Genomic DNA, 21,500 nt, shown 5'->3' on the forward strand with positions numbered 1-21,500 from the left:
TCCATCAAACCAAGGTGGAGATACGCGTGTCCGGATTTCGAATAGGCATGATGGCGGTGTGTGCCATCGTTGCAGCGGCCGGCTTGTCCGCCGCCGGATGGAGCCATCCGCCTGCGGAACACGATCCGCCCGCTGCCGGACAAGTTGAGCCGGCGACCACGTCACGAGAGGCTGAGACAAGCGTGAGACCGACGTCCGAACCGGCTGCCATGCAGATGGTTGGGTCGGATCATGTGCATGATGGCGAAGAGTCTCCTCATATGGATGAGCTTGATCACGCTGACGCGTTGTCCCCGACGACGGCCGGGCACGCCCATTGGGGTGAACGGGGCGCTTCGACGCCTTTCGAGCGGGCCATGTCGCGACTCGGGGCTTTCCACTCTGTTGCAGTACATTTCCCGATTGGCCTGATCCTCGCCGCTGCCCTCGCACAGGCACTCTCATTGGCTGGGCGTTTGCCCGCTGGAGCGGAAACGGTCCGCTTTCTCGTTTGGACAGGCGCGGCGACAGGAGCGCTCGCTGTCCTGCTGGGTTGGGCTCATTCGGGGCCAATGGCAACCGGCGAGACGGGGGTGATGTTAGCGCACCGGGTCATCGGCACCGGCCTTTTGGTCGGATTGGCCGGGCTTGCACTGCTGGGGGAATGGTCGCGCAAGACTGACAGCCAGACGCCGGCGCTTCTCTTCTCGCTGATGCTGTTCGGACTTGCCGCAGCCCTCATGCTCAACGGCTTTCTTGGCGGAGCGCTCGCCCATGGCGGCTTGCGCCACCTGTTCGGTGGCTGACCCGAATTCGAGACCCTCAAAGGAGATTGATGATGCATCGTACTTTGGCTTTGACGATGGTTTTGGCTACGAGCCTTTCGACACCGGCCCTCGCGAACGAGGTGGACGAGATCGAACAGGTTTTGGAAAACTATTCCGGCGCCCTGTCGGACGAGGATGTCGCGGCGGCCGAACGCTGGGTGATGGCGGAGGGGGAAGACTTCACCATTTTCGAGGGAAGTGGCAGTGATATCGGCTGGGCCGTATATCGCGACCACCATCTCGTGCCCGAATTTGCCGCCGAGCACGTGACATTCCATGTGTACGACTGGTCAGGGTATTCTGTCCAAGTTGATCAGGAAATGGCATTTGCGACCTTCGACATCCGGATGGAGTATGAAGTCCGGGGCGAGGCCCGTGAACGGGATGCCCACGGCACCGCTATTCTGGTCCGCACCGGAGATGGGTGGAAGCTTGCCCATCTACACACATCCTGACGGAGGGCTTTGATGTCCGATGAACACATGAATGATGTCCTGGAACGGATCGCTGCCGATCATACAAGTCTGGACCTCGAGCGCTTCCAGAAGAATGTTTGGGACGGTCTTGAAGCGCCGGCTCGTCGTGTGCCGGACATTTCGGGGCTATCAACTGGCCTGGCGATCCGTGCCGCACCTGCCGTTCTGGCGCTACTGGTCGGTAGCGTCGTCGGGGTTGGCCTGGCTCCGTCTGGCGAGCCCGACTTGCTCGCTGTATTTGGCGCCCGTGCCGAATTGCCTTTGACAACCCTAATGGGCGAGGGGACTGAGCTGTGATCTGGCGCGCAGGCGTTACAGCGGCAATCTTGGGGCTTCTGGGCGGACTGGCAGGCGTGTGGCTGGGCGCTCAGCTAGGCAATCGTTCCGATACCGTGACGGTCAGCCTTCACGCCGTGATTCACGGCCAGCTCCATTTGACCCGCGATCAGGAAGCGGAAATCGAGGCCTTGGAGGCGGATTTTGCTCGCGAAAAATCTGCCTTCGACCAACGACTGGCAGAGGCCCGGCACGCGATCGGCACGTCCTTGATGGAAAGTCGGGAAATGTCACCGGAAGTCGTCGAGGCTGCAGAGGCCCTTCATGATGTGATGGGCGAATTGCAGCTGTCCACGCTCAATCACATCCTCGCCATGCGCGCCGTGATGGACGTCGAGCAGCGCGAAATATTCGATGCGCGCCTGGCGGCGGCCCTTGATGCCGAACGCTGACGCCCCCGGTCTGACGCCCAGCGACGAACAATTGGCTTGCCGGGCGCGGGCGGGCGATCGAATGGCCTTCAATCGCCTGATGCAACGCCACGCGCCCCGGCTGGTGAATTTCCTCGAACGGCAGCTCGGCAGTCGGTCCGATGCCGACGATGTTGCGCAGAACACTTTTATCGCCATCCACCGAAACCTTCACCGCTTCGACGAGACCCGCGCCTTCGTAACCTGGATGTTTGTGATCGCCCGGAACAAGGCGAAGGACCATCATCGCCGCCGCGCGGTGCGCAACTGGATAGGCCTGGAAGAACCTTCGGTGCCCGCGCCAGTCGATCCGACCACACCTGAACGGATCGTTTCTGACCGGGATGAGCTGGCGCGCGTGAATACTGCCATCCAAGCCATGCCCGAGGGTTTGCGGACACCGCTCTTGCTTTCCGTAATCGACGGGATGAGCCACGCTGAAATCGGATCGGTCATGGGCTTGTCTGAAAAGGCTGCGGAAGTGCGTGTCTACCGGGCGCGCAGGCGGTTGCGGGACAGCTTTCCGCCTGAGGGATAACCCGATGGGCTGCGTACGGGACGTTCTGATTGCTCGCAGATCGCCCCGGAGGCCCCCATGACCGTGCTGCTTCGCTGGACCCTTCGCATTCACAAGTGGCTCGCCCTGGTGGTCGGAATTCAGATCGTACTATGGATTGCCGGCGGCGTTGTGATGAGCGCCTTGCCGCTGGACCGGGTTCGCGGGGAACACAACATCGCGGAGTTCACGGCACCGGCGCTCGATGTGTCAGGGGTCCTGCCAGTGCAGGCCGCACTCTCTGACCTCGCGATCGGAGGGGCGCTTGAAGCTATCGATCTGCGCGTATGGCAGGGCCGTGTCGTTTACTGTGTCACCGAACTGAGCGGGGCGAGCGTACTCGTGGACGCCGAGACAGGGGAACGCCTCACACCGATTTCCCGTGAAATGGCGATTGAGATAGCCAGCGCCGATCATGCTGATCGACCGGAAATCGCTGCCGTTCGATTCTTCGATGAACCGAGCTGGGAATACCGTCGCTCCGGGTCGGCCTGGCGGATCGATTTCGCGGATGGCGAGGGCACGCGCATCTATGTGTCTCCGGAGACAGGGATGGTGACTGCGCGCAGGAATGATACCTGGCGCGTCTTCGACTTCTTCTGGATGCTCCACATCATGGACTATGAGGAGCGGGAAAACTTCAACAATCCCCTGCTGATCACAGCGTCGGTGTTTGCATTGGTTACGGTGCTCGCCGGCTTGCTTTTGCTCGTCTTGCGTTTGCAGCGCTTGGTCCGAATGGAATTGGCAAAGCGCCGTTAAGCAGATCGTCGGCTTGAGGGATGCGCGCGTCCTCCGCGTATTCTGGCAAGGGCCGATGGAGGGACTGACATCGCAGGTTTGATAACGATCGGGACGGCATTCGCGGGTCGCGACAATCGGCTCACGCCGATCCGTCTGGTGTTGGCGGCTGCCGTGCTTGCTGAACATGCAATTATCGTTACGCAGGGGCCCACGTTGCCGCCCCCATTGGTCATCAATGGCTGGTCGCTCAGTTATGCGGCGGTAAATGCTTTTTTCGTCCTGAGCGGTTTTCTGATCGCCGACAGTCTCGAGCGTCGATCCAATCCATTCCAGTTCGCCGCGGCGCGCATGCTTCGGATCTGGCCAGCGTTGCTCGCTCTTTCGCTTCTGGCCGTCCTGGCCATTGGTCCAGTTGTAACAGACCTGAGCGCCGCATCTTATTTCGGCTCATTGCAGACGTTGAGCTTTCCCGTCCAAGTACTTGGCTTTCTTGATACGAGCCAGGGCCCCGCAGGCATCTTCTCGGACAATCCTTGGGCGGGCGAGTTCTCGGCGACTCTCTGGACCTTGCGCTATGAGGTGCTGGCCTATGCTGGTGCTGCGCTGATTTTCTTCTCTCCGCTGCCTTGGGGGCGGGGCGCTAAACTTTTCCTTTTTGTCGGAGTGACCGCCGCTTATTTGGTCGTCCGGTCCTTCTGGTCCGATGCGCCGGCCATGATCGAGAGCGGCCTGCGTCTGGCGTCGGCGTTCACTCTGGGCATGCTGGTTCATGTTTGGCGTGAAAAGATTCCGGTTCTTCCTTGGCCGACCCTAATTGTATTGCCGGTCTGGATTGCGTTGGGCAGTCATCCCTTGGCAGAGGTATTTCTCAACCTCACACTGGCGTCCATATTGTTTGCGGTCGCCTTTGCAGGGCTGGGGCGCTGGCCGACCGGCGCCCGCCTGCCCGACTGGTCCTATGGTATTTATATCTGGCATTATCCGGTCATGCAGGTGGTGCTGTACTGGTATCCAGCGGCGGACCCGCTGGAGGTCGCCATTTATTCAATTCCCGTTACGCTTTTGATTTCCGCCGCGTCCTGGTCCTGGATCGAGAAGCCCAGCTTGGCGGGCAAGGCTGGATTGGGCCGCTGGTTGGAGCTGGCTTTCAAGGGGATGCGGCCATCCCCCTGAGGCCGGCATGGTCAGTGGTGTGATAATTCGGCGTCAGCGATCTGGAACCCGTCCGCAGTATTCACGACGGTAATCATCAGGTGTGCACCTGGCCGGAAGAGATCGAAATCCACGGTCTCAGCTACAGAGAAGCGCATCGTCATGGCCGACATGCCCAGCTCGGTAAGAGCTTCATGACTGACGACAGCAGTGCGCCCATCAGCGTCGGCTGTCCGCACCTCCGCCGCGACCGTCGAGCTGGCCTCGGTATGCCCGTGATGGTTTCCATCGTGGCTAGGCTGATCATGGTGGTCGACTGTCGTGAAGATCAGGGCAGACGCGGCAATAAGTGTGATCATGGGGTCTCATTTCTGGGTTGATGAAGGGACTTCAGCATTACGCGCAAACTGGCGTCACCCCTCACGCAAGCAAGCCGCCAGCACGTTGGCCAGCGCCGACTTTACCCCGAGCGTAAGCCCAGCAAAACAAGATATCACCGGCCTATGAGGAAGCGCGCCGCATCACATGGGCAATCTGGCAGCTGCGGGTTTAAGGTGCATTTTGAAATAGTCCGCATCTAGTTGGTTTGGAATTTGCGGGATGCTCGAGTTCTTCCCGTAGCGCCGGGGAAGATGCGCTGTTGGTTGAACGTGTGAAACGCAAGGTGTCCCGGGCAATGACATCCATGTCTACATGAATTGACCCGACAGTGGGGAGATCGCGTTGCCAAATCGGCGCCCGCGCTTCAGCCGGCGTCTTCTTGTCAGGCGACAACTATGGGGCGTCGGTTCGCTCAACTTTCCTGTTGTCACCGCGCCGTTGCCAATTGGAACTTATTGTTTTTCTTGCATTATTGGAATTCTGTGGTATGGTCATCACAACTCTTATTCAGAAAATATGGAGGTCGCCGTTGCGGCTCTTTTGTCTCCGCCTGCCGTCGGAAGAAACGGCTATTGCGTCGCTCAGTGAGTGGGTTGGCCACGCGGGCTCGCCCAGACGCATTCCGGAATGGGTCGGTGGAAAGCGGCAGGCCCTGGATCAGCATTTCCCGTGCTTCTTCGGGCAACCTGGCAGTATCTCCCGCCGCATGGTCCGCTGCGAGCGCTTTCCAGACGATGCCGAGAGTGTTCGCATCACTCAGTCCGAGCCGTACATGCAATCGACGGAGCGGGCAGTCCTAGCCATCGCGGCGATTGAGGGCGATTGTCGTAGTTTTAATTTTGACGGTCACCTGGATGTCACTAGTGCAGAGGGATCTATCTTATTTCTCGCTGGTGAGGTGTACCGCGCCAGGAGCTATGATGCTGATCCGGTGTTCTGGCCTTGTATCGTTCAGTCGCCGGCGGACATTGGTCGAGCGACGCCATGGTTTCCCTTGATCCTGCGCCCATTCGAACTTTCCGAGTGGTTTCGTCCTACCTACGGTCACACTGACTTGATCCGTGATCTCCCAACTGGTTCGCTACGCGTGAAGCATACGAGCTATACTGCGGAGCGACCGAGGTCGGCTTTTGAAGTGAAGCCAGCTCGCGAGGCATGGGAATCCTTTGGATAGCCTAGCCTAAGCATAGCAGGGTTTCAGCTCTCTCGGGCCCCGGCTGAAGTGGGGCGGGCTTTACGTAGTCGGCCCCACCTAAGCCGACACCTGTTCAATCTGGGTAAAATTTGGCGGGCGCGATCTACCAGCTGTGCGCGAGGCTCGTGGCGCATCGAGCTGGTGGCCGCCCTAGAAGGCTTATTGATTTGCAGGGTTGAGCGTCTATCGAAGGTTTCTGAGCCATTTCGTTGGAGTTTTTAGAACGCCAAGTGGTCTTCCCGTCAGGCGAGGTGCCTGCCCTCCAAAACGCACTAGTAGATGAGTCTCTCAATAGGATTAGATCAGGCGTCGAGAGCTTTGATCAGAAAGAGTGGATGATCAGCTTGATCAGCGACCCAGTCGCCGAGTGCGATCAAATTTAACTGTCGCATCGCGATCACTTCATCGAGCTCGTTTGCTCCCGGCACGTTCTTGTTGAGCTCTGGCGGGCCGTTGTCCGCCCAAGTAATTGAGATAACTTGCTGAGTGTCGCCGAGACCGCTCACGCCCCGTGCGATATGGTCGTGCTCGGAATATTGCGCGAAAAACTCGGCCACTGCTGAGCGTGTCCCCTCTACTTTCAGTGTCGAAGGCGAGTTGATAATAGCAGCGTATAATACGCTCGCCGCTGTTGCTTGGCCCAGCTGCTCACTTTCGCGCGGCGGAAAGCCAAGTGACGAAGCCCAAGCGCGGACCGCGAGAGCCGCGACGGACCTTGTCCTCATTTTTCCACGCGTGCCATCGCTCGGACCTAGGTGCCCTCGGTGTCGCCAGTTCCGTTGACCGTCCATTGCCAAGCTCGTCATTTCCGCAACTCGCTTAGGTCCGTGTAATGTCTCTTCAATTTCGAACTTCATTGCAGCTCTTGTCCTTGCCCAGCCGCGAGCATTAACCATAGACTAAAAAAATTTGTCAACTTCCTTAAATTGACATTGACAATTTTTACTCGTCATCGCAAATTATGGTCATGACCGATAAAGCCACATTCGCGCCGCGGGGAAGCCGCGCTTCAAAATTTCGCCAGCTCGGACTCTATCAAGGCGCGGAGCCCACGAGAACTTGGAAGCCCGGAAAGGTTTGGGTCGCACGCGACGGGATTTTCGCCAAAACTCCCAAATGCCTGAATTCATACGCGCCGTTTGAAAGCCACCTCGAAAGCTTAGGCCACCTCCTTCTTTCGGTAGACCCTCGCATTCAATACTATGTCTGCCAGCCGAATCCGCTCCTCTATTGGATGGAAAGCAATAATAGCGGGCGAGTTAGGCGTGAATACACACCTGATTTCATCGCTTTGAATAAAGACGAACGCCTTTTTGCTATTGACACGAAGGCAAGCTACTTCGCTGAAGCGGACCAATGGGTGTCGCGAGTAGCCGCTATTCGCCAAGCATATCGTTTTGATCACGGCGTTGAATTGCTCGTCTGGACGGAGCGCGACCTTTACGCAGAGCCCAGGCTGTCAAACGCGCGGACGATGTACCGCCACCGGCATGCACCGCAGGATCCGTCGAGTGAATACACGGTGCGACGTACGCTTGAAGCACACGGCGGCGTCTCAAGCATCGGCCAACTCTGCGAAGAAGCATCAATCGAAGCGCGTTGTCAGATGGCCGAGGCCTTTGGCTCGGTAATGCGCTTGGGCCTTGCCGGCGAGGTCGTACTCGCTTCAGGCGCAAAGTATGGGCGCAACACTGAAGTGCGGTTCAATGAGGCCGCTGAATGACCAGTTCTCACCTCAAATCAGTCGAGGTTCCACATGGCAATCTCTATCCCCGGCTGAGACTTGTTGTCGGCGATAGTGTTTGGATTAACGGTGAGGAGCACTTTGTCCAAAAGCGCCAACGCGACAAGTGGATACTTATTCACCTCGAGACACAAGAATTGCTGATCGAAACCGATCTTCGGTTGGTCGACCTCTATGGCTCTGGGAAACTTAAATACCGATCCCGATCATCTATGTGCCCACCCCTTTCTCCGATGGCACCGCACCTGGAAGACCCACACGCGCGAGCCGCCGCGGCGCTCAAACATGACTACGTGAAATATGTGATGCAGCATCCGACCGGATTTCGAACAAGCCGGAAGTGGCTCAAGGATCGGATCGCCGAGAAAGCCCTTGAACGCGGTGAGGAAACCTCGCCCTCGCCTACCTCGGTGCTCAACTGGAAGCGCTTGCACGACGCCCATTTCCAAGAAATCGGCCTCGCCGCTTACGCTCCGCGTCATGACCTGAAGGGAAAAAGGGGCTCAAGGCTCCCCGAAGCGAAAAAGGTCGCGCTTGATCGCGCTGTCGACCGGTACCTTCAGGGCGGTTCGATAAAAGATGCTCACCTCGAGGCACTGAGCTACATCTCTGACGTCAACCGCTCGGCGGAAGGCAAGAAATATAGCGAGTCCGCTCCGCTCAAACACCTCGACGAGAAAGGACTTCTGACGCCGCCGAGCCTGTCGACGCTTGAGCGCGAGATTCGCAGGAAGGTGTCGCCTTTCGTGAAACAGGCGGGACGTATAGGCACATACTATGCGCGTAAGAATTGCCAGAGCTACCAGACGCGTGGGTTGCCTGATCGCCCTTACGGCGAGGTTGAGGTCGATTTTACGCCTGTGGATCTCATTCTCGTCGACGACAACCGCGTCATTCTCGGACGTCCTTACCTTATCGCGTTTCTGGACCGCGCCACCCGCATGGTTGTCGGGTTTTCGATCTCGTTCGACGTCCCGGGCTACGCTTCCGTTCTAGACGGTCTGCGCAATGCAATCTTTCAGAAGCGCATTGACCATATCGATGGCCTCAATGACGAAGACTGGCCTTGTATGGGCCGGATTGAGAATCTCTACATCGACAACGGAAGAGAGTTTGCCAACGGTCACCTCTTGGCCGCTGCTGCGGACCTGGGCTTCAATCTCATTCGCCTTCCCCCGCGTGAACCCTGGCACAAGGGCCTTGTCGAACGCTTCATGCGCGAAGTGGCGCGCTTTAGCCACCGCTTCCCCGGCACGACCCACTCTAACGCGGTTCAGCACCGCGATTACGAGGAGCCGGAGGCGCCTGTTTTGACGCTGTCAGAGTTTCGTGATCTCGCGACCAAATGGATCGTCACGGACTACAATCGGCGGCCGAACCGGGGACTCGGCAGGGCGCCGGGGGTTCCAAGGGCACCGATCGACGCGTGGCGAGACAAGCTGGACCTTCTCGACAGCCCGAGCCTTCCCAGCGAGGAGCTCTTCATCGCGCTCGCTGGGCAGACCGCCGAGCGTACGGTCCAGAAGTACGGCGTTGAATGGGATCATATCAGGTACTGGTCGCCTGACCTGGATCGCATTCTCGCCCATCCCGATCACAGAGGTCAGTCGTCCAAGGCTTGTTCAGCCAAGTACCACGTCCGCCGCGATCCCTACGATGTCTCTAAGGTGTACCTCTACAACCATCACGCCAAAGAGGTCATCGAGCTTCCGGTCGTCGACAAGTGGCGGAAGTACACCAAGGGGCTCTCTGTTTTCCAGCACCGGCTTTGCCGCGAGCACGAGCTGATGCGGGAGGAACACCGCAGCGACCCGGAAGCGCTCTGGAAGGCTAGGGCGGCCCTGATAAATGCAGGGATGGGTGCCCTCCGGTCGGGCCGCCGCAAGCAACTCGAACGCAAGCTCACCCGCTATCTCTACGGCAACCGTGCCCATCCGGGCGTAAGCGAGCTCGTATTCGAGGATCAGTGTGGAGGCGAAGCAGATCTCATACCCCTGACCGCAGTCCACGAAGAGCCTGTGCTTGTGACCTCGGATCCGACCACCGGTTTGGAAACGCCTTCTACCGGCGAAACCCAAATTTCCAAGATCGAAATCAACTCGGCTGCCGGGAGCGACGACATGGACGAGATCCTCATGCTCGCCGCGCAAGTCAATTCAGGGAGTAGAAGTGATGCGTGACTTCAAGGAACGGCTGCCGGCGGATCGTCAGAGGCAGATGACAAACATCTTCGTTGACCATGCCAACCATCAGCAAGCAACGAAGGCCATTAGGCGATTCTTCAAACCCGTCGAAGGTGGAGTGCCGGGTCGGGGCAATATCTGTGCGCTGATCGGCGAAAGCCGGACCGGTAAGACTTACGGCGCATCTGAAGTTCTGGCGGAATACAAGCCGGAGATCGGAGCAGATGGGATTAAGCGCAGCGTTTTGCTGGTCGATTCTCCCATCGAGGGCGGAGCTCGCGCAGTGCTGGACAGCATCGCCAGCGGACTTGGCATGCAGGTCTCGCTGCGGATGACTAACTCCAACTTAATCCTGGCGATCCTGCGGGAACTCCAACGGTCGGAAGTTCAGTTTGTCATCTTTGATGAGGCTCAGGAGCTCTTCCCTGAGAAGAACAGGAAGGTGCTTAGTTTTTCGCGCAAACTGCTGCGCAAGATGCTCAACCTCAATCAGTTCAACATCCTTTGCATCGGACTGCCGGAGACTTATTCGATCATCGCAGAGGATTCTCAGCTCATCGGGCGCGGCGGCCTGCCTTACAAGCGGCTGCGTCCCTACGACTGGACGGACCCCGTAGACTGCCAGCATTTTCGGGTCCTTTGTCACAAGTTCGACGAGGAAATGCCGTTCGAGCTCTCTGATTTTGCCTCAATGGATTTTTCGAGCCGACTCTTCAAAGCGACAAAAGGATGTATCGGCATCCTCAAGGTCTACATGATCGCCGCGGGCGAAATCGCGCTCGAAGCCGGTTCGGATAGGCTGGAACTCTGCCATTTCGCGGAGGCATACGACGATCGCAAGCGCCCCAATGAGGTTTTCAATCCATTCCGCAACGACCCGTCGCTCTCATGACCGCGGCAATGGAAGGAAATAAGATGGTCAGTGCCCATCAAGACGTAGTGGATATCGCTAGGCTTCCCATGTCGAACTGGCCGGGTGAGGTCTATCCGCACGAGCCCGTTTACGGATTTTTGCAGCGGGCAGCGACCGCCAACTACGCGTTCAGTACCGAGGCCTTTCTGCTCTCGCTAGGCCTGAACGGACTAGACTGGGATTTCGACGAGCAGTTGGAGGTTGTGAACCAACTCCCCATCTACGGTAGCGACGAACTCGCCTGGAACACGCCCAGGCGCACGACTCAAGGCTATGAAATCTGCGGTCATCTGCTCCCCAGTCGGACGTTCTCGAAGGGTCGACGCCGGGTCTGCCCGCTCTGCCTGGAGGAAGAGCGCTATATCCGGATTTGGTTCGACATCGTGCCGGTGGCCGCATGCCCCATCCATGACGTGAGGCTGATCGAGGGACTCGACGGCGACCCGATTGATTGGCGGTACCCGGAGGCCGGCTGGACCCAGCGGGGTGTAATGATTGGCCAAGACCACGCCATACCCTACCCCGCCACCGCGTTGGATCGTCACGTCTTCAACAAGGTAACGGGGGTGGAGACGGCAGAGCCTTCTCACTTTGCTGGACAGTCCTTGCATTCCGTTCTCCGGGCTGCGGTCGTCCTGACCAAGCTCCACCGAGGGATAGAATCGCCTTCGCACACACCATGTGAGCTCCGAAATTTGGCGCAGTTCAGTTTTCCGTCACTGCTTGCGGGCCGAGACGCAATCGTGAAATTTCTCGCGGAGGCTAAGTGGCTGCAGCCTGATTCCGATCAGACTCGCTATCACTCGCGCTGCCACTACGCCCCGCAGCTCACTCGCACCATTCCAACGGAAGGCTTGCGTACGCTGGTCAGCGATTGCTTTGGCGAAGTTCGGGTTCGTAGTGGTCTTGCTACTCCCTCCGGCAGGCTGTCTCAACATGACGGCGCGGACGGGGCCTGGACTTTGGAATCAGTCGCTACTGACTTGAAGCTCGAAAGCAAATATCTGCGCAAGATTTTGGAGGCGGCGGCGGTTCCGACTCAGCGATGCGCTCACACACGGGCTTATCGCCTCAGTAGTGACAACATCGATGCTGTCAGGCGCTATATTGCCACCGCTTTATCTTTGGAGCACGTCGCGGCGGAGCTGGGCTGCACAATTGATGAGGTCGACGAGCTGGTCAGCAGGGGGACCCTCAAAATGGACTTCCGGTGTGATGGGCAGCGCTATTTCCAGGAAGACGCGATCAAAGCCTTTATCGCCCGGGCGCACCAGGGGCGGCGCGAGGGCTTCGACCCCAAGGGAATGCCTCTCGCGTCGTTTGCCGCTAAAGTCGGCATCTCGCTCCCCGCAGCCTATTCACAGCTCATTCGGAATAATACCATTGGCCTGATCGATTATGATCAAGATGCGCCGTTCTTCCATGGTGCGAGGGTCGCCTATTTCCAAAAGACACGCCTTCGGCCCGGTGCCCAGATCAAGAACGCAATCACGTTCGCGAAAGCAAAGGCACGTCTCGGAACGGAAACTGACGGTTTGGCCCAGCTGGTTGAGCTTTCTTACCTGAAGATTGTCGAGGATGAATCTGGCCGATCACGGATTTGCGAGGCGTCTCTCGATGCATTCGAGGACGCCTACGCCAGGGCGGCTGATTATGCCCCGTTGTTGAGATGCTCTGCGCGGAGCGCGCTCAAGTTGCTCAGAAAAAAAGGCGTGGAGCCGATCAACGAGTATGGGAAACGTGTAGTTTGTTTCGTCTCTCGGGAACAGGTTCACAGTCTTGTGGGCATTAGGCTAGAGAGTCGCACCGGCTTCCAAGCCCTTGAGGTACTGCGCGATGAACTTACCGAGAAGTTCGCATCGGCATCGGTGCCTGGAACAGCTCGCGTGATTACTGATCCTGCGATTGTAGTGGAGGCGACATCGCGGAATTGGTCATTCAAAGTTACCCGCAAGCCGACACTTGATCGCTATGACCTTGTGGCATTGTTCAGGTCTGTCAATGAGGGCGGCCGTTTGCGGAAGATCCTCGCTGCTGCTGTTGAGCCTGAGAAGATCTGGCCTGGAGCCGAAGTGCGGCGGGAACCTGGTGGCGGCTTCGTACTCGTTGATGGTGTTGGATTCGGTGTTTCGCCGGAGTCTGAAACCTCTCATCTCGTCGACCGAATTGTGGGTCGTGCGCACGAACTTCACCGCTACCTCTAATCGATACAGCCAAATCGTCTAAGGGCCGCCCCCAACTGGGGCGGCGCTTTTTTGCCCGATGAGAGGAAGATCCAACTTGTTCTGCTGAATGAGACGTTTTGTCCAAACTGATTTGACGTTTGGTCTAGCCAAATTGGACGCACGCTTCGGCTAAGATATTGAATGTACTTGCGCAACGTCCAACGACTTGTGACGTCCAACATTTCTTTTTTTGTTCCCGCTCCGCTCGACCCGAGCCTGATACCAATTTCGGTGCCGGGGTCGATGCTCACATGGAACGCGCTCAGGGCTGTGGGGTTTGAACCTGATCCCTCAAGGTGCGCCATTTTTCTTATCTCGCGACAGTCCGCTGCGCGGACGTCTCCGAAGGGGCGGCCTGACCGGCCGACGCGCGGTCGCGCTTGCGAACCCGTTGGGTTCGAATTGGCGCTTCTGAGATGCGCCATTCTTTCCCTGGTTCCCGCTCCGCTCGACCTGAGCCTGACGCCATCTTAGGTGCCGGGGTCGATGGTCATATGGAATGCGCTCAGGGCAGTGGGGGACGAGGCTGGTCCCCCACCAGATGCGCGATCTTCCGGACCTCTCGGCAATCCGCTTTGCGGAAGCCTCGATACAGCAAGCCCGACCTGCATTGGTCGGTCAGCGGTCAGGCGGCCAATCAGTCCAGGCTCATGACCTGGCGAGCCTGCCAGGTGTCGGCGTATTGCTGGAAGGCGACCGCGCGACCATTCTCGATCGTCCAGACGTGGACGAACTGGGCGTCCATGGCCGTTCCCGTGGCGTTGAAGGTGCCCGTATAGCGCCCCATCACGGCGACCCGATTGCCTTGTGCGATCATGTTTTCCGGCGTGGCCGCGAAGCCGTCCCAACCGTTGGCGATCGGTCCGATCACACCACCCACGACGGCGTCCGGCCCGATATAGGGATTGCCGCCGTCATAGGGGAAATTCTCGGCCTCGTTCCAGACAATTTCCGGATCGAGCAAGGCCGTGAAGGCGGGCACATCGCCGATAGCGAAGGCGTCATAGATGGCTTGCGCCACGGCGGCAGACTCTTCGCCCGTCTCGGCGCTCTGGTCACCTGGAAAACAGGCAGAAGCGGCCAGGGCCGCGACGGCGACTATCATCAATCTCATGCTGGGATCCCCTCCACAAATCTGGTTCACACAATCACGCCATGACGTCCCTGTCGCCAATTTGTTGGCGTCCGTACGTCAATTCAGACACCAAAGCCCGGTGCAAATCCCGAAAAAAACCTGCATCGCCAGATCCAGGAGGCCAGTGACGACCAGTAGCGGCAAACCGATATAGAGAAAGGCGAGCCACACAGCCATCAGGGTGGGGCGCGGTTCGGCGATGCGGTGACCCATGACGGTTTCAGGACGCTTGGCAAACATATGGCCTCCGATGCTCTATACTTAACTCTCGTTAACCGGATTTCCCTAACGCTTCCTGTCATGCATATCGACCTCTCGATCAATCAGCCGACCTGGGACCTGGCCCTGATGGCCAAGCCCGCCGCCCTGCAACAGGACTGGAGCTATGGCGACGCCGTGGCCGCCCTTGGCGGGCGGGTGATCCGGGCCGGGCTGGTCGAGGATGGCGTGCTGGTCGGACTGGCCCAGTTCACGGTGCGCCGTGTCGGCGGTCTGGTCGGCATGGCCTTGTGCACCCGCGGACCGGTCTGGCTGGAAGCGGTGACGCCGGCCGGAAAGGCCGAGGCCTACAAGGCCTTGAAGGCCGGGTTGGGTCTGCCATGGCCGCGCATTGTCATGTTTACGCCGGACGAGGTCGCGGCGGCGGGTGTCCACCGGATGAGCCGGGTGATGACGGGATATTCCACCGTCATGCTCGACCTGACACAGCCGGCAGAAACGCTGCTGGCCGCGGCCGACGGGAAGTGGCGCAACCGGTTGCGGTCGGCGGAAAAATCAGGGGCCAAGGTTGTCGTCAACGGCACCAAGCTGGCGCAATACCGCTGGTTGCTCGAAACGGAAGAAGCACAGCGTGCCGAGCGCGGTTACCGGGCGACCCCGGCCGCGCTGATCCCGGACTATATTGCCGCCAAACCGGACCGTGAAAGCCTTATCGTATTGCGGATTGACGAGGGCAAGCAAAAGCGTGCGGCCATGCTCTTCCTCATCCATGGCTGCGCCGCGACCTATCATCTGGGCTGGCTTGATCCGGAATTTCGCCAGAGCAGCGCCCATAATCTGTTGCTGTGGCAGGCCATCGAAAGGCTTCAGCAAAGAGGCGTCCGCCAGCTTGACCTGGGCGGTGTCAACACGACATCCGGTGCGGGCATTGCCCGCTTCAAGATCGGTACCGGAGGTGCCGTGACCACGCTGGCCGGGACCTATCTCTAGCGCTGAAAGACAGCCATGCTCGCCAAGCCGGTCTAGTCGTTGCGGGTGTTGCGCAAGACGCGTCCGTCAGCAAGATGAAGGTCCATCCGTGACGCCGCACCGGATGCCTCGACCACAAAGACAAAGCGGGCATCATCGTCACCCGCGAGCCGGAAACGGTGATTGCCGAGCGGTTCGAGCGCGGCCGCGGGGCGGCCGTCGCGGCTGTAGGCCAGTCGGCCGTCCTCGACGCTGAATGCCCGGATGCCGTACTCGCCGGCATAGCGGGCCAGCTCCGATGTGGTCAGGATGACCGGGTCAGCGCTGGCAGACAGGCCTTCGAGCGCCCATTCCAGTGTCAGCCGGGCGCCGTCATCCAGCTCGCCTTCCAAAAGCGTTGCGTAGGCCTGTGACAGGGCGGTATCGAGGGCGGCATCGGCGCTGGTTGCGATATGCGGGGTTACGCCGGTGCTTTCCCAATTGGTGCCGGTGATCGGATTGCGGGCCGAGCCGGTCGACACGAAGATGGCAAAGCCGGACGCGGTGAAATAGGTGCCACCCGGATTGCCGGCGCCATAGGTGGTCTCGCCGATCAGGGTCGCCCGTTCCAAAGCCTGGAGATGGTAGGGGAAGGCCTCGCCGGCCGAGCCGGTGCGGGCACTGGTCAGCACATAGAGCGGCACGTCGGGTCGGTGTCCGGCCGGATGCGATGGCAGGGACCACAGTTGGTTGGGGTATTCATAGTCGCGCGACACGAAGGTGTTGATCAGCGTATCGCCGCCCGGCTCCAGGAAATGGCTGATCAGATATTGCACCATTGACGGCGCGCCGCCGCCATTCTGGCGGACATCGAAGATCACGGCGTCGGTCCCGGCGACGAATTCCAGGGCCGCGCGGGCGGTCTGTTCTGCCGGCGCGATCGGCGCAAACTGGCGCAGGTCGATATAGCCGATATTGCCGGCCAGGATCTCGACCCGGGCGAAGCCGAAATTCTGGCGACGCAGGGGCGCCCAAGGGTCAGCAGGGCGCGCGTCGGACGGGTCGCTTTCGCGGCGGCGCGGCCCCGCCATCGCAGCCGCGGCCGCGTCACGGCCGACATGATTGACACCGAAATGACGGTCTTCGGCAGACAGGCGGGTCGTCAGGGCTGTGGCGAGCCCCTCCCCGTCCGTGATCGCGTCAAAGGCGCCGGCCACTTCCGCGGCGCGCAGGTCTGCAGCGATTGCGGTCGCGCGCTCGGCGTCGAAGAATTCGTCTTCGATGATCTGCGACAGCTCGCCGATCGCTCGCTCGCGATCGCTGGCCGACAGCGGCGTTTGGGCCGCGACAGGCATGGATATGGCGGTCAGAGCAAGACTGAATGCGAGGCTGGTCGTGATGGACTTGATCATGGAAATGCTCCCCGTGCTGGGCGGAAAACTTTCCTGAAAACAGCAATCGCTCAACTTAATTCGCGCTCACAATGCTGACATCAAGGCGCAGAAAACCCTTTCCACACCCCGCGACAACTTCCTAATGTGCGCGCAGCAAAAACATGGGGAACGGCATGAACGTCATTTCTGGATATGTCGATATGGTCAACGGCTTCGTGTGGGGGCCGCCAATGCTGCTGCTTCTGCTCGGCACCGGTCTGTATCTGACCATCGGGCTGGGCTTCATGCCCCTCCGCAAGATCGGTTTCGCGTTTGGCGAGTTGTTGAAGGGGCGCAAGTCTGAGGGCGATGGCGATGTCACGCCGTTCCAGGCCCTGATGACCGCGCTGTCTTCGACCATCGGTACCGGCAATATCGCCGGTGTTGCGGTGGCCATCGCGATCGGTGGACCCGGCGCCCTGTTCTGGATGTGGATGACCGCCCTGGTCGGCATGGCCACCAAGTTTTCCGAAGGCGTGCTGGCGGTAAAATTCCGCGAGGTTGACGCCGACGGCCGCCGCGTCGGCGGGCCGATGTATTATATCAAGAACGGCATGGGCAAGAAGTGGGTCTGGCTCGGCGGACTGTTCGCCTTCTTCGGCGTCATGGCCGGTCTGGGCACGGGCAATGCGATCCAGACGGCGGAAGTCGTGCGTACGGTCGGCGACACTTATGGCGTTGATTATTACATCACCGGTGGCGTGATCGCGGTTCTGGCCGGGATGGTCATCCTGGGCGGCATCAAGCGGATCGCCAGTGTGGCAGAAAAAGTCGTGCCGGCGATGGCGATCACTTATATCGCACTCGGCTTGGTCGTGGTTGTGATGAACATCGAGGCCGTCCCGGCAGCGTTCGCCAGCATCTTCTCGCACGCATTCGGTTTCGGTGCGGCGGCAGGCGGCTTCTCCGGTGCTCTGTTGATGTTGGCCATGCAGCGTGGTGTGGCGCGCGGCATCTTCTCCAACGAGGCCGGTCAGGGGTCGGCCCCGATCGCGCATGCGGCAGCCCAGAACAATGATCCGGTTGATCAGGGCATCATCGCCATGCTCGGCACGTTCATCGATACGATCATGGTGTGTTCGATCACCGGCCTGGCCATTCTCACCTCCGGGGTCATCCCGACCGAGTGTGATGCCGGTCTGATCGCCCTGGGCGGCAATGTCCCGGAAATCTGCGACACGGGTGCCCGCATCACGACGGCGGCCTTCGCCGACGCATTGCCGGGCTTTGGCGATCACTTTGTGACCTGGGCGCTGGCACTGTTCGCCTTCACCACCATCCTCGGCTGGTCCTATTATGGTGAGCGTTGTGCCGAATACCTGCTCGGCGAAAAGGTCATCATTCCCTTCCGCCTGGCCTGGATCGGCATGATCCTCGGCGCTACCTTCCTGCTCTATGCCGGCGACAACGTCACCCAGCTGATGAACACGGTCTGGCTCACGACGGACACGCTGACCGGGCTCATGGCTGCGCCAAACCTGATTGCACTGCTGGTGCTCTCGCCCTTGGTCTTCAAGATGACCAAGGCCTATTTCGACAAGCTCGAAAAAGGTGCCAAGACCAGCGATGAGACGCCGTCGGCCTGACTTGGTTGACGCGCACGAGAAAGGGCCCTGCCTTGGCGGGGCCCTTTTTATGTCCGGATCAGTGTGCCTGGTTGCGGCCCGCCAGCCAGGCAAGCCCAAGGCCAGCGACCGCGCCGATCATGTCAGCCACCAGGTCTGCCATTGACGCGGTTCGACCGGCATCGCCGTGCGCCTGAAGCCACTCGATCGTGCCGCCATATCCAACCAGAATCAGTAGCCCGAACCATCGCGGGAGGCTTGGCCAGGCAATACGGGCGAGCACGGCCAGCACCGCGAACGCACCGAAATGTTCCAGCTTGTCCGAGCCGAACAGGCGTGGCGGCAGCGCGCTTCCCGGTTGCAGGGCGAGGTCGGTGATGAGCACAATGGCGACGACAAACAGTATCCGGGCAGCCCAGCGCAGTGTCATGTCTGGACGCGGCGCGCCGGTCTTCCTAGTTTCCGGTGTCATTTTTCGGGACTGATCTTCCATGAGCCTTCTCAACGATATCGACCAACTGACGCAGGTCCGCACGGACTGGACCCGCGAAAGCGCCGGCGAAATCTACCGCGCACCGTTCAACGATCTCATCTTTGCGGCGCAGTCCGTGCACAGGAAGTGCCACCCGGCCAATCAGGTGCAAACCAGCCAGCTCCTGTCGATCAAGACCGGGGGCTGTGCCGAGGACTGCGGCTATTGCAACCAGTCGGCCCATTTTGACACCGGCCTGGCCGCCTCCAAGCTGATGCCGCTCGATGATGTCATGAGTGCGGCGAAAAAGGCCAAGGACGGCGGCGCGACGCGTTTCTGCATGGGCGCCGCCTGGCGCGAGTTGAAGACGCGGGACGAGGACAAGGTCTGCGCCATGATCGAGGGCGTCAAATCGCTCGGCATGGAAACCTGTGTCACGCTCGGCATGCTCGGCGACGGTCAGGCCGAACGCCTGCGCGATGCCGGGCTGGACTATTACAACCACAATCTGGACACGGCGCCGGAAGATTATGGCCGGGTGATCTCGACCCGGACCTATCAGGACCGGCTCGACACGCTGGCCCGTGTTCGTGGCGCCGGCATCCATGTCTGCACCGGCGGGATTGTCGGCATGGGCGAGGATGAGGCGGCCCGCATCGGCCTGCTCACCGAGCTCGCCTCGATGGACCCGCATCCCGAAAGCGTGCCGATCAACCACCTGGTCGCCGTGCCCGACACACCGCTGGGCGACAGCAAGCCGCTCGACGGGATTGATTTCGTCCGCACCATCGCGACGGCCCGCATCCTGATGCCGCGCTCCATGGTCCGCCTGTCGGCGGGTCGTGAGGGCATGAGCCGGGAATTGCAGGCTTTGTGTTTCCTGGCTGGTGCCAATTCGATCTTTGTCGGCGAAGAATTGCTGACCACGCCGAACCCGGAACGGAATGAGGATTTCGACCTGTTCAAGGCCCTGGGCATCGAGCCGATGAGCCTTGGTGCGACCGGTTCGGTTCCGGCGGAATAGACAGCGACAGGGAGACGGTGATGGACAGGATCGGGGCGCAGGCGGCGTTGGCGCAATTGTCCGGCTGGCAAGTCGTCGATGGCCGAGACGCCATTCGCAAAGTCTTCGAGTTCACCGATTTCAACCAGGCGTGGGGCTTCATGAGCCGCGTCGCGGTCAAGGCCGAGGCGATGAATCATCATCCCGAATGGTTCAATGTCTGGAACAAGGTCGACATCACCCTGGCCACGCATGATGCGGGCGGGGTGACCGGCCTTGATGTCGAACTGGCCGGTTTCATGGACGCGATCACCAGCTAGGCAGCCAGTGGCGGTATCAGTCGGCGTGGATGATGATCATGCCGATCAGGACTTCCGCGCCTTCCTGGCCCAGCGTCATGTCGGTGGCTTCCTGCAGGATTTGCGAAATCCGGTCGGCGTCCGGCACATCGCCATAGCGATAATGCATGCCGGTATAGATCGACAGGGCCGAGATATAGGCGTTGCGCAGGCGCGGCATGTACATCTCGACGCGGCGACGCAGGCGGGTGTCGGAAATTTCCAGCCCGGCCTCGATCTGCATCAGGCCCTGGGCGCGTCGATTGGACTGAACCGTTGCAGTCAGCGGCGGCAGCGGCATGTAGGTGTCTGACGAGGTGATCGAGCGGTGCCGGTTCTCGTCCGTTGATTCCTCGGCCGGCGGTGCTGCCAGGGCTGCGGAAGCCGGCACGACGGTTGTGAGCAACAGGCCGAGCAGACCCGGCAGGAGGAGGGCAGGTGCTTTCATGCCTTGTGGATAACACGCGGCGGTAAAGGAAGGGTTCGCGCATGGCCGGGCGGTTGCGCGGCTCAGTTCAGCGTGTGCACGATCATCGGCCTGTCGCGTGCGGCCATGCGGCGGGCAAAGGTGCCGGCGTCGAGCGCCTTCATTGCGCAGTGCAGATACCAGCCGCCCTCACCGGATCTGATTGGCGTCATTATGCCTTGCCACTGATAGCGATGACGATCGATTTCCGCCTCCCAAACCGCGTCGATGGCGGTGACATCACCGTCAAATATGCCCGACCCCATCATGTCGAGCACCAGCGTTTCGCCATTGCGACTGGCCTCCTTGCGGACGGTTTGGCCAACCTCGATCGTGCGGAATTGCGGATGTTCGCGAAAGCCGCGTGACAGGGCGACATAACGCATATTGTCGTCCGCCGCCTGCACCAGGCAGACGACATGCGGGCAAAACTGGATGGCGGTCATCAGGCCGTCGAACAGGCTGCGATTATCGGGGCGCTCTAATAAGGCCCGGATCGCACTGGCCACATCGTCGCGCGGCGCCGCCGCGCCGGCTTCGATGCGCGAGACCTGCGGTTGGCTCACCCCGATTTGGTCGGCCAGGCGCTGTTGATTGATGCCCAGCCGCGCCCGGTAGGCGCGCAGTGACTTGCCCCAGTCCAAAACCGTCCCCATCCGGCCAATCCAGTACTAAAATTAGGTGTATATCCGCCACGCCGACGTGCAAGGCGAAATGCCAGCGGGTGTGAGCTGGAACACACGCAGGCGACGCTCATCCATGGCAGCCTTTCCGTTGGAACCTTGCCCACGCGGTCGTGG

Annotated in this window: 23 protein-coding genes; 15 read left to right on the forward strand and 8 right to left on the reverse strand. The window is 60.0% G+C overall.

Going from position 1 to position 21,500, the window contains the following annotated elements; genetic code table 11:
* The first annotated feature begins 182 nt into the window (after window positions 1–182).
* The 7 genes from C7435_RS10850 to C7435_RS10880 all read left to right on the forward strand — a co-directional run bounded on the left by C7435_RS10850 (window position 183) and on the right by C7435_RS10880 (window position 4,501).
* Window positions 183–785: a DUF2231 domain-containing protein gene (locus C7435_RS10850; protein WP_147422680.1), complete on the forward strand. Its 603-nt coding sequence runs from the start codon at window positions 183–185 to the stop codon at window positions 783–785.
* Between the two features lie 32 nt (window positions 786–817).
* Window positions 818–1,261, forward strand: coding sequence for a nuclear transport factor 2 family protein (locus C7435_RS10855; protein ID WP_170150441.1), 444 nt, complete (start codon window positions 818–820; stop codon window positions 1,259–1,261).
* 12 nt (window positions 1,262–1,273) lie between these two features.
* On the forward strand, window positions 1,274–1,579 hold the full coding sequence (locus C7435_RS10860) for a hypothetical protein (RefSeq protein ID WP_121211477.1): 306 nt from the start codon (window positions 1,274–1,276) through the stop codon (window positions 1,577–1,579).
* Complete coding sequence (locus tag C7435_RS10865) at window positions 1,576–2,010, forward strand: periplasmic heavy metal sensor (RefSeq protein ID WP_121211479.1); 435 nt, start codon at window positions 1,576–1,578, stop codon at window positions 2,008–2,010. Before C7435_RS10860 ends, C7435_RS10865 begins: the two co-directional genes overlap by 4 nt.
* Window positions 1,997–2,566 (forward strand): RNA polymerase sigma factor, encoded by a 570-nt coding sequence (locus tag C7435_RS10870; RefSeq protein WP_170150442.1) that lies wholly within the window; start codon window positions 1,997–1,999, stop codon window positions 2,564–2,566. The genes C7435_RS10865 and C7435_RS10870 overlap by 14 nt, the downstream gene beginning before the upstream one ends.
* Window positions 2,567–2,623: 57 nt before the next feature.
* Window positions 2,624–3,346, forward strand: a complete 723-nt coding sequence (locus C7435_RS10875) for a PepSY domain-containing protein (RefSeq protein WP_121211483.1) — start codon at window positions 2,624–2,626, stop codon at window positions 3,344–3,346.
* A 138-nt stretch (window positions 3,347–3,484) separates the two neighbouring features.
* Window positions 3,485–4,501, forward strand: coding sequence for an acyltransferase family protein (locus C7435_RS10880; protein WP_267896459.1), 1,017 nt, complete (start codon window positions 3,485–3,487; stop codon window positions 4,499–4,501).
* An 11-nt stretch (window positions 4,502–4,512) separates the two neighbouring features.
* Here C7435_RS10880 and C7435_RS10885 read toward each other — a convergent pair whose 3' ends face one another.
* Window positions 4,513–4,839, reverse strand: coding sequence for a copper-binding protein (locus C7435_RS10885; protein ID WP_121211487.1), 327 nt, complete (start codon window positions 4,837–4,839; stop codon window positions 4,513–4,515).
* Window positions 4,840–6,358: 1,519 nt separating this feature from the next.
* On the reverse strand, window positions 6,359–6,613 hold the full coding sequence (locus C7435_RS16970) for a hypothetical protein (RefSeq protein ID WP_047158062.1): 255 nt from the start codon (window positions 6,611–6,613) through the stop codon (window positions 6,359–6,361).
* A 410-nt stretch (window positions 6,614–7,023) separates the two neighbouring features.
* Here C7435_RS16970 and C7435_RS10900 point away from each other — a divergent pair, with 410 nt between their 5' ends.
* Genes C7435_RS10900 through C7435_RS10915 form a run of 4 tightly spaced genes read left to right on the forward strand, consistent with a single transcriptional unit; the run spans window position 7,024 to window position 13,100 of the window.
* Window positions 7,024–7,779 (forward strand): hypothetical protein, encoded by a 756-nt coding sequence (locus tag C7435_RS10900; protein ID WP_147422681.1) that lies wholly within the window; start codon window positions 7,024–7,026, stop codon window positions 7,777–7,779.
* The gene (locus tag C7435_RS10905; protein WP_121211493.1) at window positions 7,776–9,980 is read left to right on the forward strand and encodes a TnsB C-terminal domain-containing protein; all 2,205 of its coding nucleotides are present in this window, start codon (window positions 7,776–7,778) and stop codon (window positions 9,978–9,980) included. The genes C7435_RS10900 and C7435_RS10905 overlap by 4 nt, the downstream gene beginning before the upstream one ends.
* A complete protein-coding gene (locus C7435_RS10910; protein WP_121211494.1) occupies window positions 9,973–10,875 on the forward strand; it encodes a TniB family NTP-binding protein in 903 nt (300 codons plus the stop codon). The genes C7435_RS10905 and C7435_RS10910 overlap by 8 nt, the downstream gene beginning before the upstream one ends.
* Before the next feature lie 23 nt (window positions 10,876–10,898).
* Window positions 10,899–13,100: a TniQ family protein gene (locus C7435_RS10915; protein ID WP_233350754.1), complete on the forward strand. Its 2,202-nt coding sequence runs from the start codon at window positions 10,899–10,901 to the stop codon at window positions 13,098–13,100.
* A 658-nt stretch (window positions 13,101–13,758) separates the two neighbouring features.
* On the opposite strand, the gene C7435_RS10920 is transcribed toward C7435_RS10915, so the two are convergent.
* Both C7435_RS10920 and C7435_RS10925 read right to left on the reverse strand, forming a co-directional pair.
* Window positions 13,759–14,235 carry a nuclear transport factor 2 family protein gene (locus C7435_RS10920; RefSeq protein WP_121211498.1) on the reverse strand — a complete coding sequence of 159 codons (477 nt, stop codon included), beginning with the start codon at window positions 14,233–14,235 and terminating at the stop codon, window positions 13,759–13,761.
* A 78-nt stretch (window positions 14,236–14,313) separates the two neighbouring features.
* The gene (locus C7435_RS10925; RefSeq protein WP_075189162.1) at window positions 14,314–14,496 is read right to left on the reverse strand and encodes a hypothetical protein; all 183 of its coding nucleotides are present in this window, start codon (window positions 14,494–14,496) and stop codon (window positions 14,314–14,316) included.
* Between the two features lie 60 nt (window positions 14,497–14,556).
* Here C7435_RS10925 and C7435_RS10930 point away from each other — a divergent pair, with 60 nt between their 5' ends.
* Window positions 14,557–15,465, forward strand: a complete 909-nt coding sequence (locus C7435_RS10930; protein ID WP_121211500.1) for a lipid II:glycine glycyltransferase FemX — start codon at window positions 14,557–14,559, stop codon at window positions 15,463–15,465.
* Window positions 15,466–15,497: 32 nt separating this feature from the next.
* On the opposite strand, the gene C7435_RS10935 is transcribed toward C7435_RS10930, so the two are convergent.
* Window positions 15,498–16,835 carry a S41 family peptidase gene (locus C7435_RS10935; RefSeq protein WP_121211501.1) on the reverse strand — a complete coding sequence of 446 codons (1,338 nt, stop codon included), beginning with the start codon at window positions 16,833–16,835 and terminating at the stop codon, window positions 15,498–15,500.
* Between the two features lie 155 nt (window positions 16,836–16,990).
* Between C7435_RS10935 and C7435_RS10940 the strand changes: the two genes are divergently transcribed.
* Entirely contained in the window at window positions 16,991–18,442 is a 1,452-nt protein-coding gene (locus C7435_RS10940) for an alanine/glycine:cation symporter family protein (RefSeq protein WP_121211503.1), read from the forward strand.
* A gap of 58 nt (window positions 18,443–18,500) precedes the next feature.
* Here the strand turns inward: C7435_RS10940 and C7435_RS10945 are convergent, their stop codons facing one another.
* Window positions 18,501–18,914, reverse strand: a complete 414-nt coding sequence (locus tag C7435_RS10945) for a VanZ family protein (RefSeq protein WP_121211504.1) — start codon at window positions 18,912–18,914, stop codon at window positions 18,501–18,503.
* Between C7435_RS10945 and bioB the strand changes: the two genes are divergently transcribed.
* Together bioB and C7435_RS10955 are read left to right on the forward strand one after the other, a co-directional pair.
* On the forward strand, window positions 18,913–19,917 hold the full coding sequence (gene bioB, locus C7435_RS10950) for a biotin synthase BioB (protein ID WP_121211506.1): 1,005 nt from the start codon (window positions 18,913–18,915) through the stop codon (window positions 19,915–19,917). The two genes, C7435_RS10945 and bioB, sit on opposite strands and share 2 nt — an antisense overlap.
* Window positions 19,918–19,937: 20 nt before the next feature.
* Window positions 19,938–20,216, forward strand: coding sequence for a 4a-hydroxytetrahydrobiopterin dehydratase (locus C7435_RS10955; RefSeq protein ID WP_121211508.1), 279 nt, complete (start codon window positions 19,938–19,940; stop codon window positions 20,214–20,216).
* A gap of 16 nt (window positions 20,217–20,232) precedes the next feature.
* Here C7435_RS10955 and C7435_RS10960 read toward each other — a convergent pair whose 3' ends face one another.
* Both C7435_RS10960 and C7435_RS10965 read right to left on the reverse strand, forming a co-directional pair.
* A complete protein-coding gene (locus tag C7435_RS10960; RefSeq protein WP_075189156.1) occupies window positions 20,233–20,682 on the reverse strand; it encodes a flagellar basal body-associated FliL family protein in 450 nt (149 codons plus the stop codon).
* A gap of 62 nt (window positions 20,683–20,744) precedes the next feature.
* Window positions 20,745–21,356 (reverse strand): type II toxin-antitoxin system RelB family anti-toxin, encoded by a 612-nt coding sequence (locus C7435_RS10965; protein ID WP_121211510.1) that lies wholly within the window; start codon window positions 21,354–21,356, stop codon window positions 20,745–20,747.
* Window positions 21,357–21,500 lie beyond the last annotated feature (144 nt).

Origin of the sequence: Maricaulis maris (genome assembly GCF_003634045.1) — a bacterium.
Lineage (GTDB): Bacteria > Pseudomonadota > Alphaproteobacteria > Caulobacterales > Maricaulaceae > Maricaulis > Maricaulis maris.

Excerpts from the sequence above, each read along its gene's own strand:
- C7435_RS10965 (WP_121211510.1), bottom strand. The coding sequence starts at position 21,356 with ATGGGGACGGTTTTGGACTGGGGCAAGTCACTGCGCGCCTACCGGGCG.
- C7435_RS10900 (WP_147422681.1), top strand. The coding sequence starts at position 7,024 with ATGACCGATAAAGCCACATTCGCGCCGCGGGGAAGCCGCGCTTCAAAA.
- C7435_RS10875 (WP_121211483.1), top strand. The coding sequence starts at position 2,624 with ATGACCGTGCTGCTTCGCTGGACCCTTCGCATTCACAAGTGGCTCGCC.
- C7435_RS10960 (WP_075189156.1), bottom strand. The coding sequence starts at position 20,682 with ATGAAAGCACCTGCCCTCCTCCTGCCGGGTCTGCTCGGCCTGTTGCTC.
- C7435_RS10870 (WP_170150442.1), top strand. The coding sequence starts at position 1,997 with ATGCCGAACGCTGACGCCCCCGGTCTGACGCCCAGCGACGAACAATTG.
- C7435_RS10940 (WP_121211503.1), top strand. The coding sequence starts at position 16,991 with ATGAACGTCATTTCTGGATATGTCGATATGGTCAACGGCTTCGTGTGG.
- C7435_RS10935 (WP_121211501.1), bottom strand. The coding sequence starts at position 16,835 with ATGATCAAGTCCATCACGACCAGCCTCGCATTCAGTCTTGCTCTGACC.
- C7435_RS10860 (WP_121211477.1), top strand. The coding sequence starts at position 1,274 with ATGTCCGATGAACACATGAATGATGTCCTGGAACGGATCGCTGCCGAT.
- C7435_RS10930 (WP_121211500.1), top strand. The coding sequence starts at position 14,557 with ATGCATATCGACCTCTCGATCAATCAGCCGACCTGGGACCTGGCCCTG.
- C7435_RS10910 (WP_121211494.1), top strand. The coding sequence starts at position 9,973 with ATGCGTGACTTCAAGGAACGGCTGCCGGCGGATCGTCAGAGGCAGATG.
- C7435_RS10855 (WP_170150441.1), top strand. The coding sequence starts at position 818 with ATGCATCGTACTTTGGCTTTGACGATGGTTTTGGCTACGAGCCTTTCG.
- C7435_RS10920 (WP_121211498.1), bottom strand. The coding sequence starts at position 14,235 with ATGAGATTGATGATAGTCGCCGTCGCGGCCCTGGCCGCTTCTGCCTGT.
- C7435_RS10915 (WP_233350754.1), top strand. The coding sequence starts at position 10,899 with ATGGTCAGTGCCCATCAAGACGTAGTGGATATCGCTAGGCTTCCCATG.
- bioB (WP_121211506.1), top strand. The coding sequence starts at position 18,913 with ATGAGCCTTCTCAACGATATCGACCAACTGACGCAGGTCCGCACGGAC.
- C7435_RS10925 (WP_075189162.1), bottom strand. The coding sequence starts at position 14,496 with ATGTTTGCCAAGCGTCCTGAAACCGTCATGGGTCACCGCATCGCCGAA.
- C7435_RS10955 (WP_121211508.1), top strand. The coding sequence starts at position 19,938 with ATGGACAGGATCGGGGCGCAGGCGGCGTTGGCGCAATTGTCCGGCTGG.
- C7435_RS10885 (WP_121211487.1), bottom strand. The coding sequence starts at position 4,839 with ATGATCACACTTATTGCCGCGTCTGCCCTGATCTTCACGACAGTCGAC.
- C7435_RS10945 (WP_121211504.1), bottom strand. The coding sequence starts at position 18,914 with ATGGAAGATCAGTCCCGAAAAATGACACCGGAAACTAGGAAGACCGGC.
- C7435_RS10905 (WP_121211493.1), top strand. The coding sequence starts at position 7,776 with ATGACCAGTTCTCACCTCAAATCAGTCGAGGTTCCACATGGCAATCTC.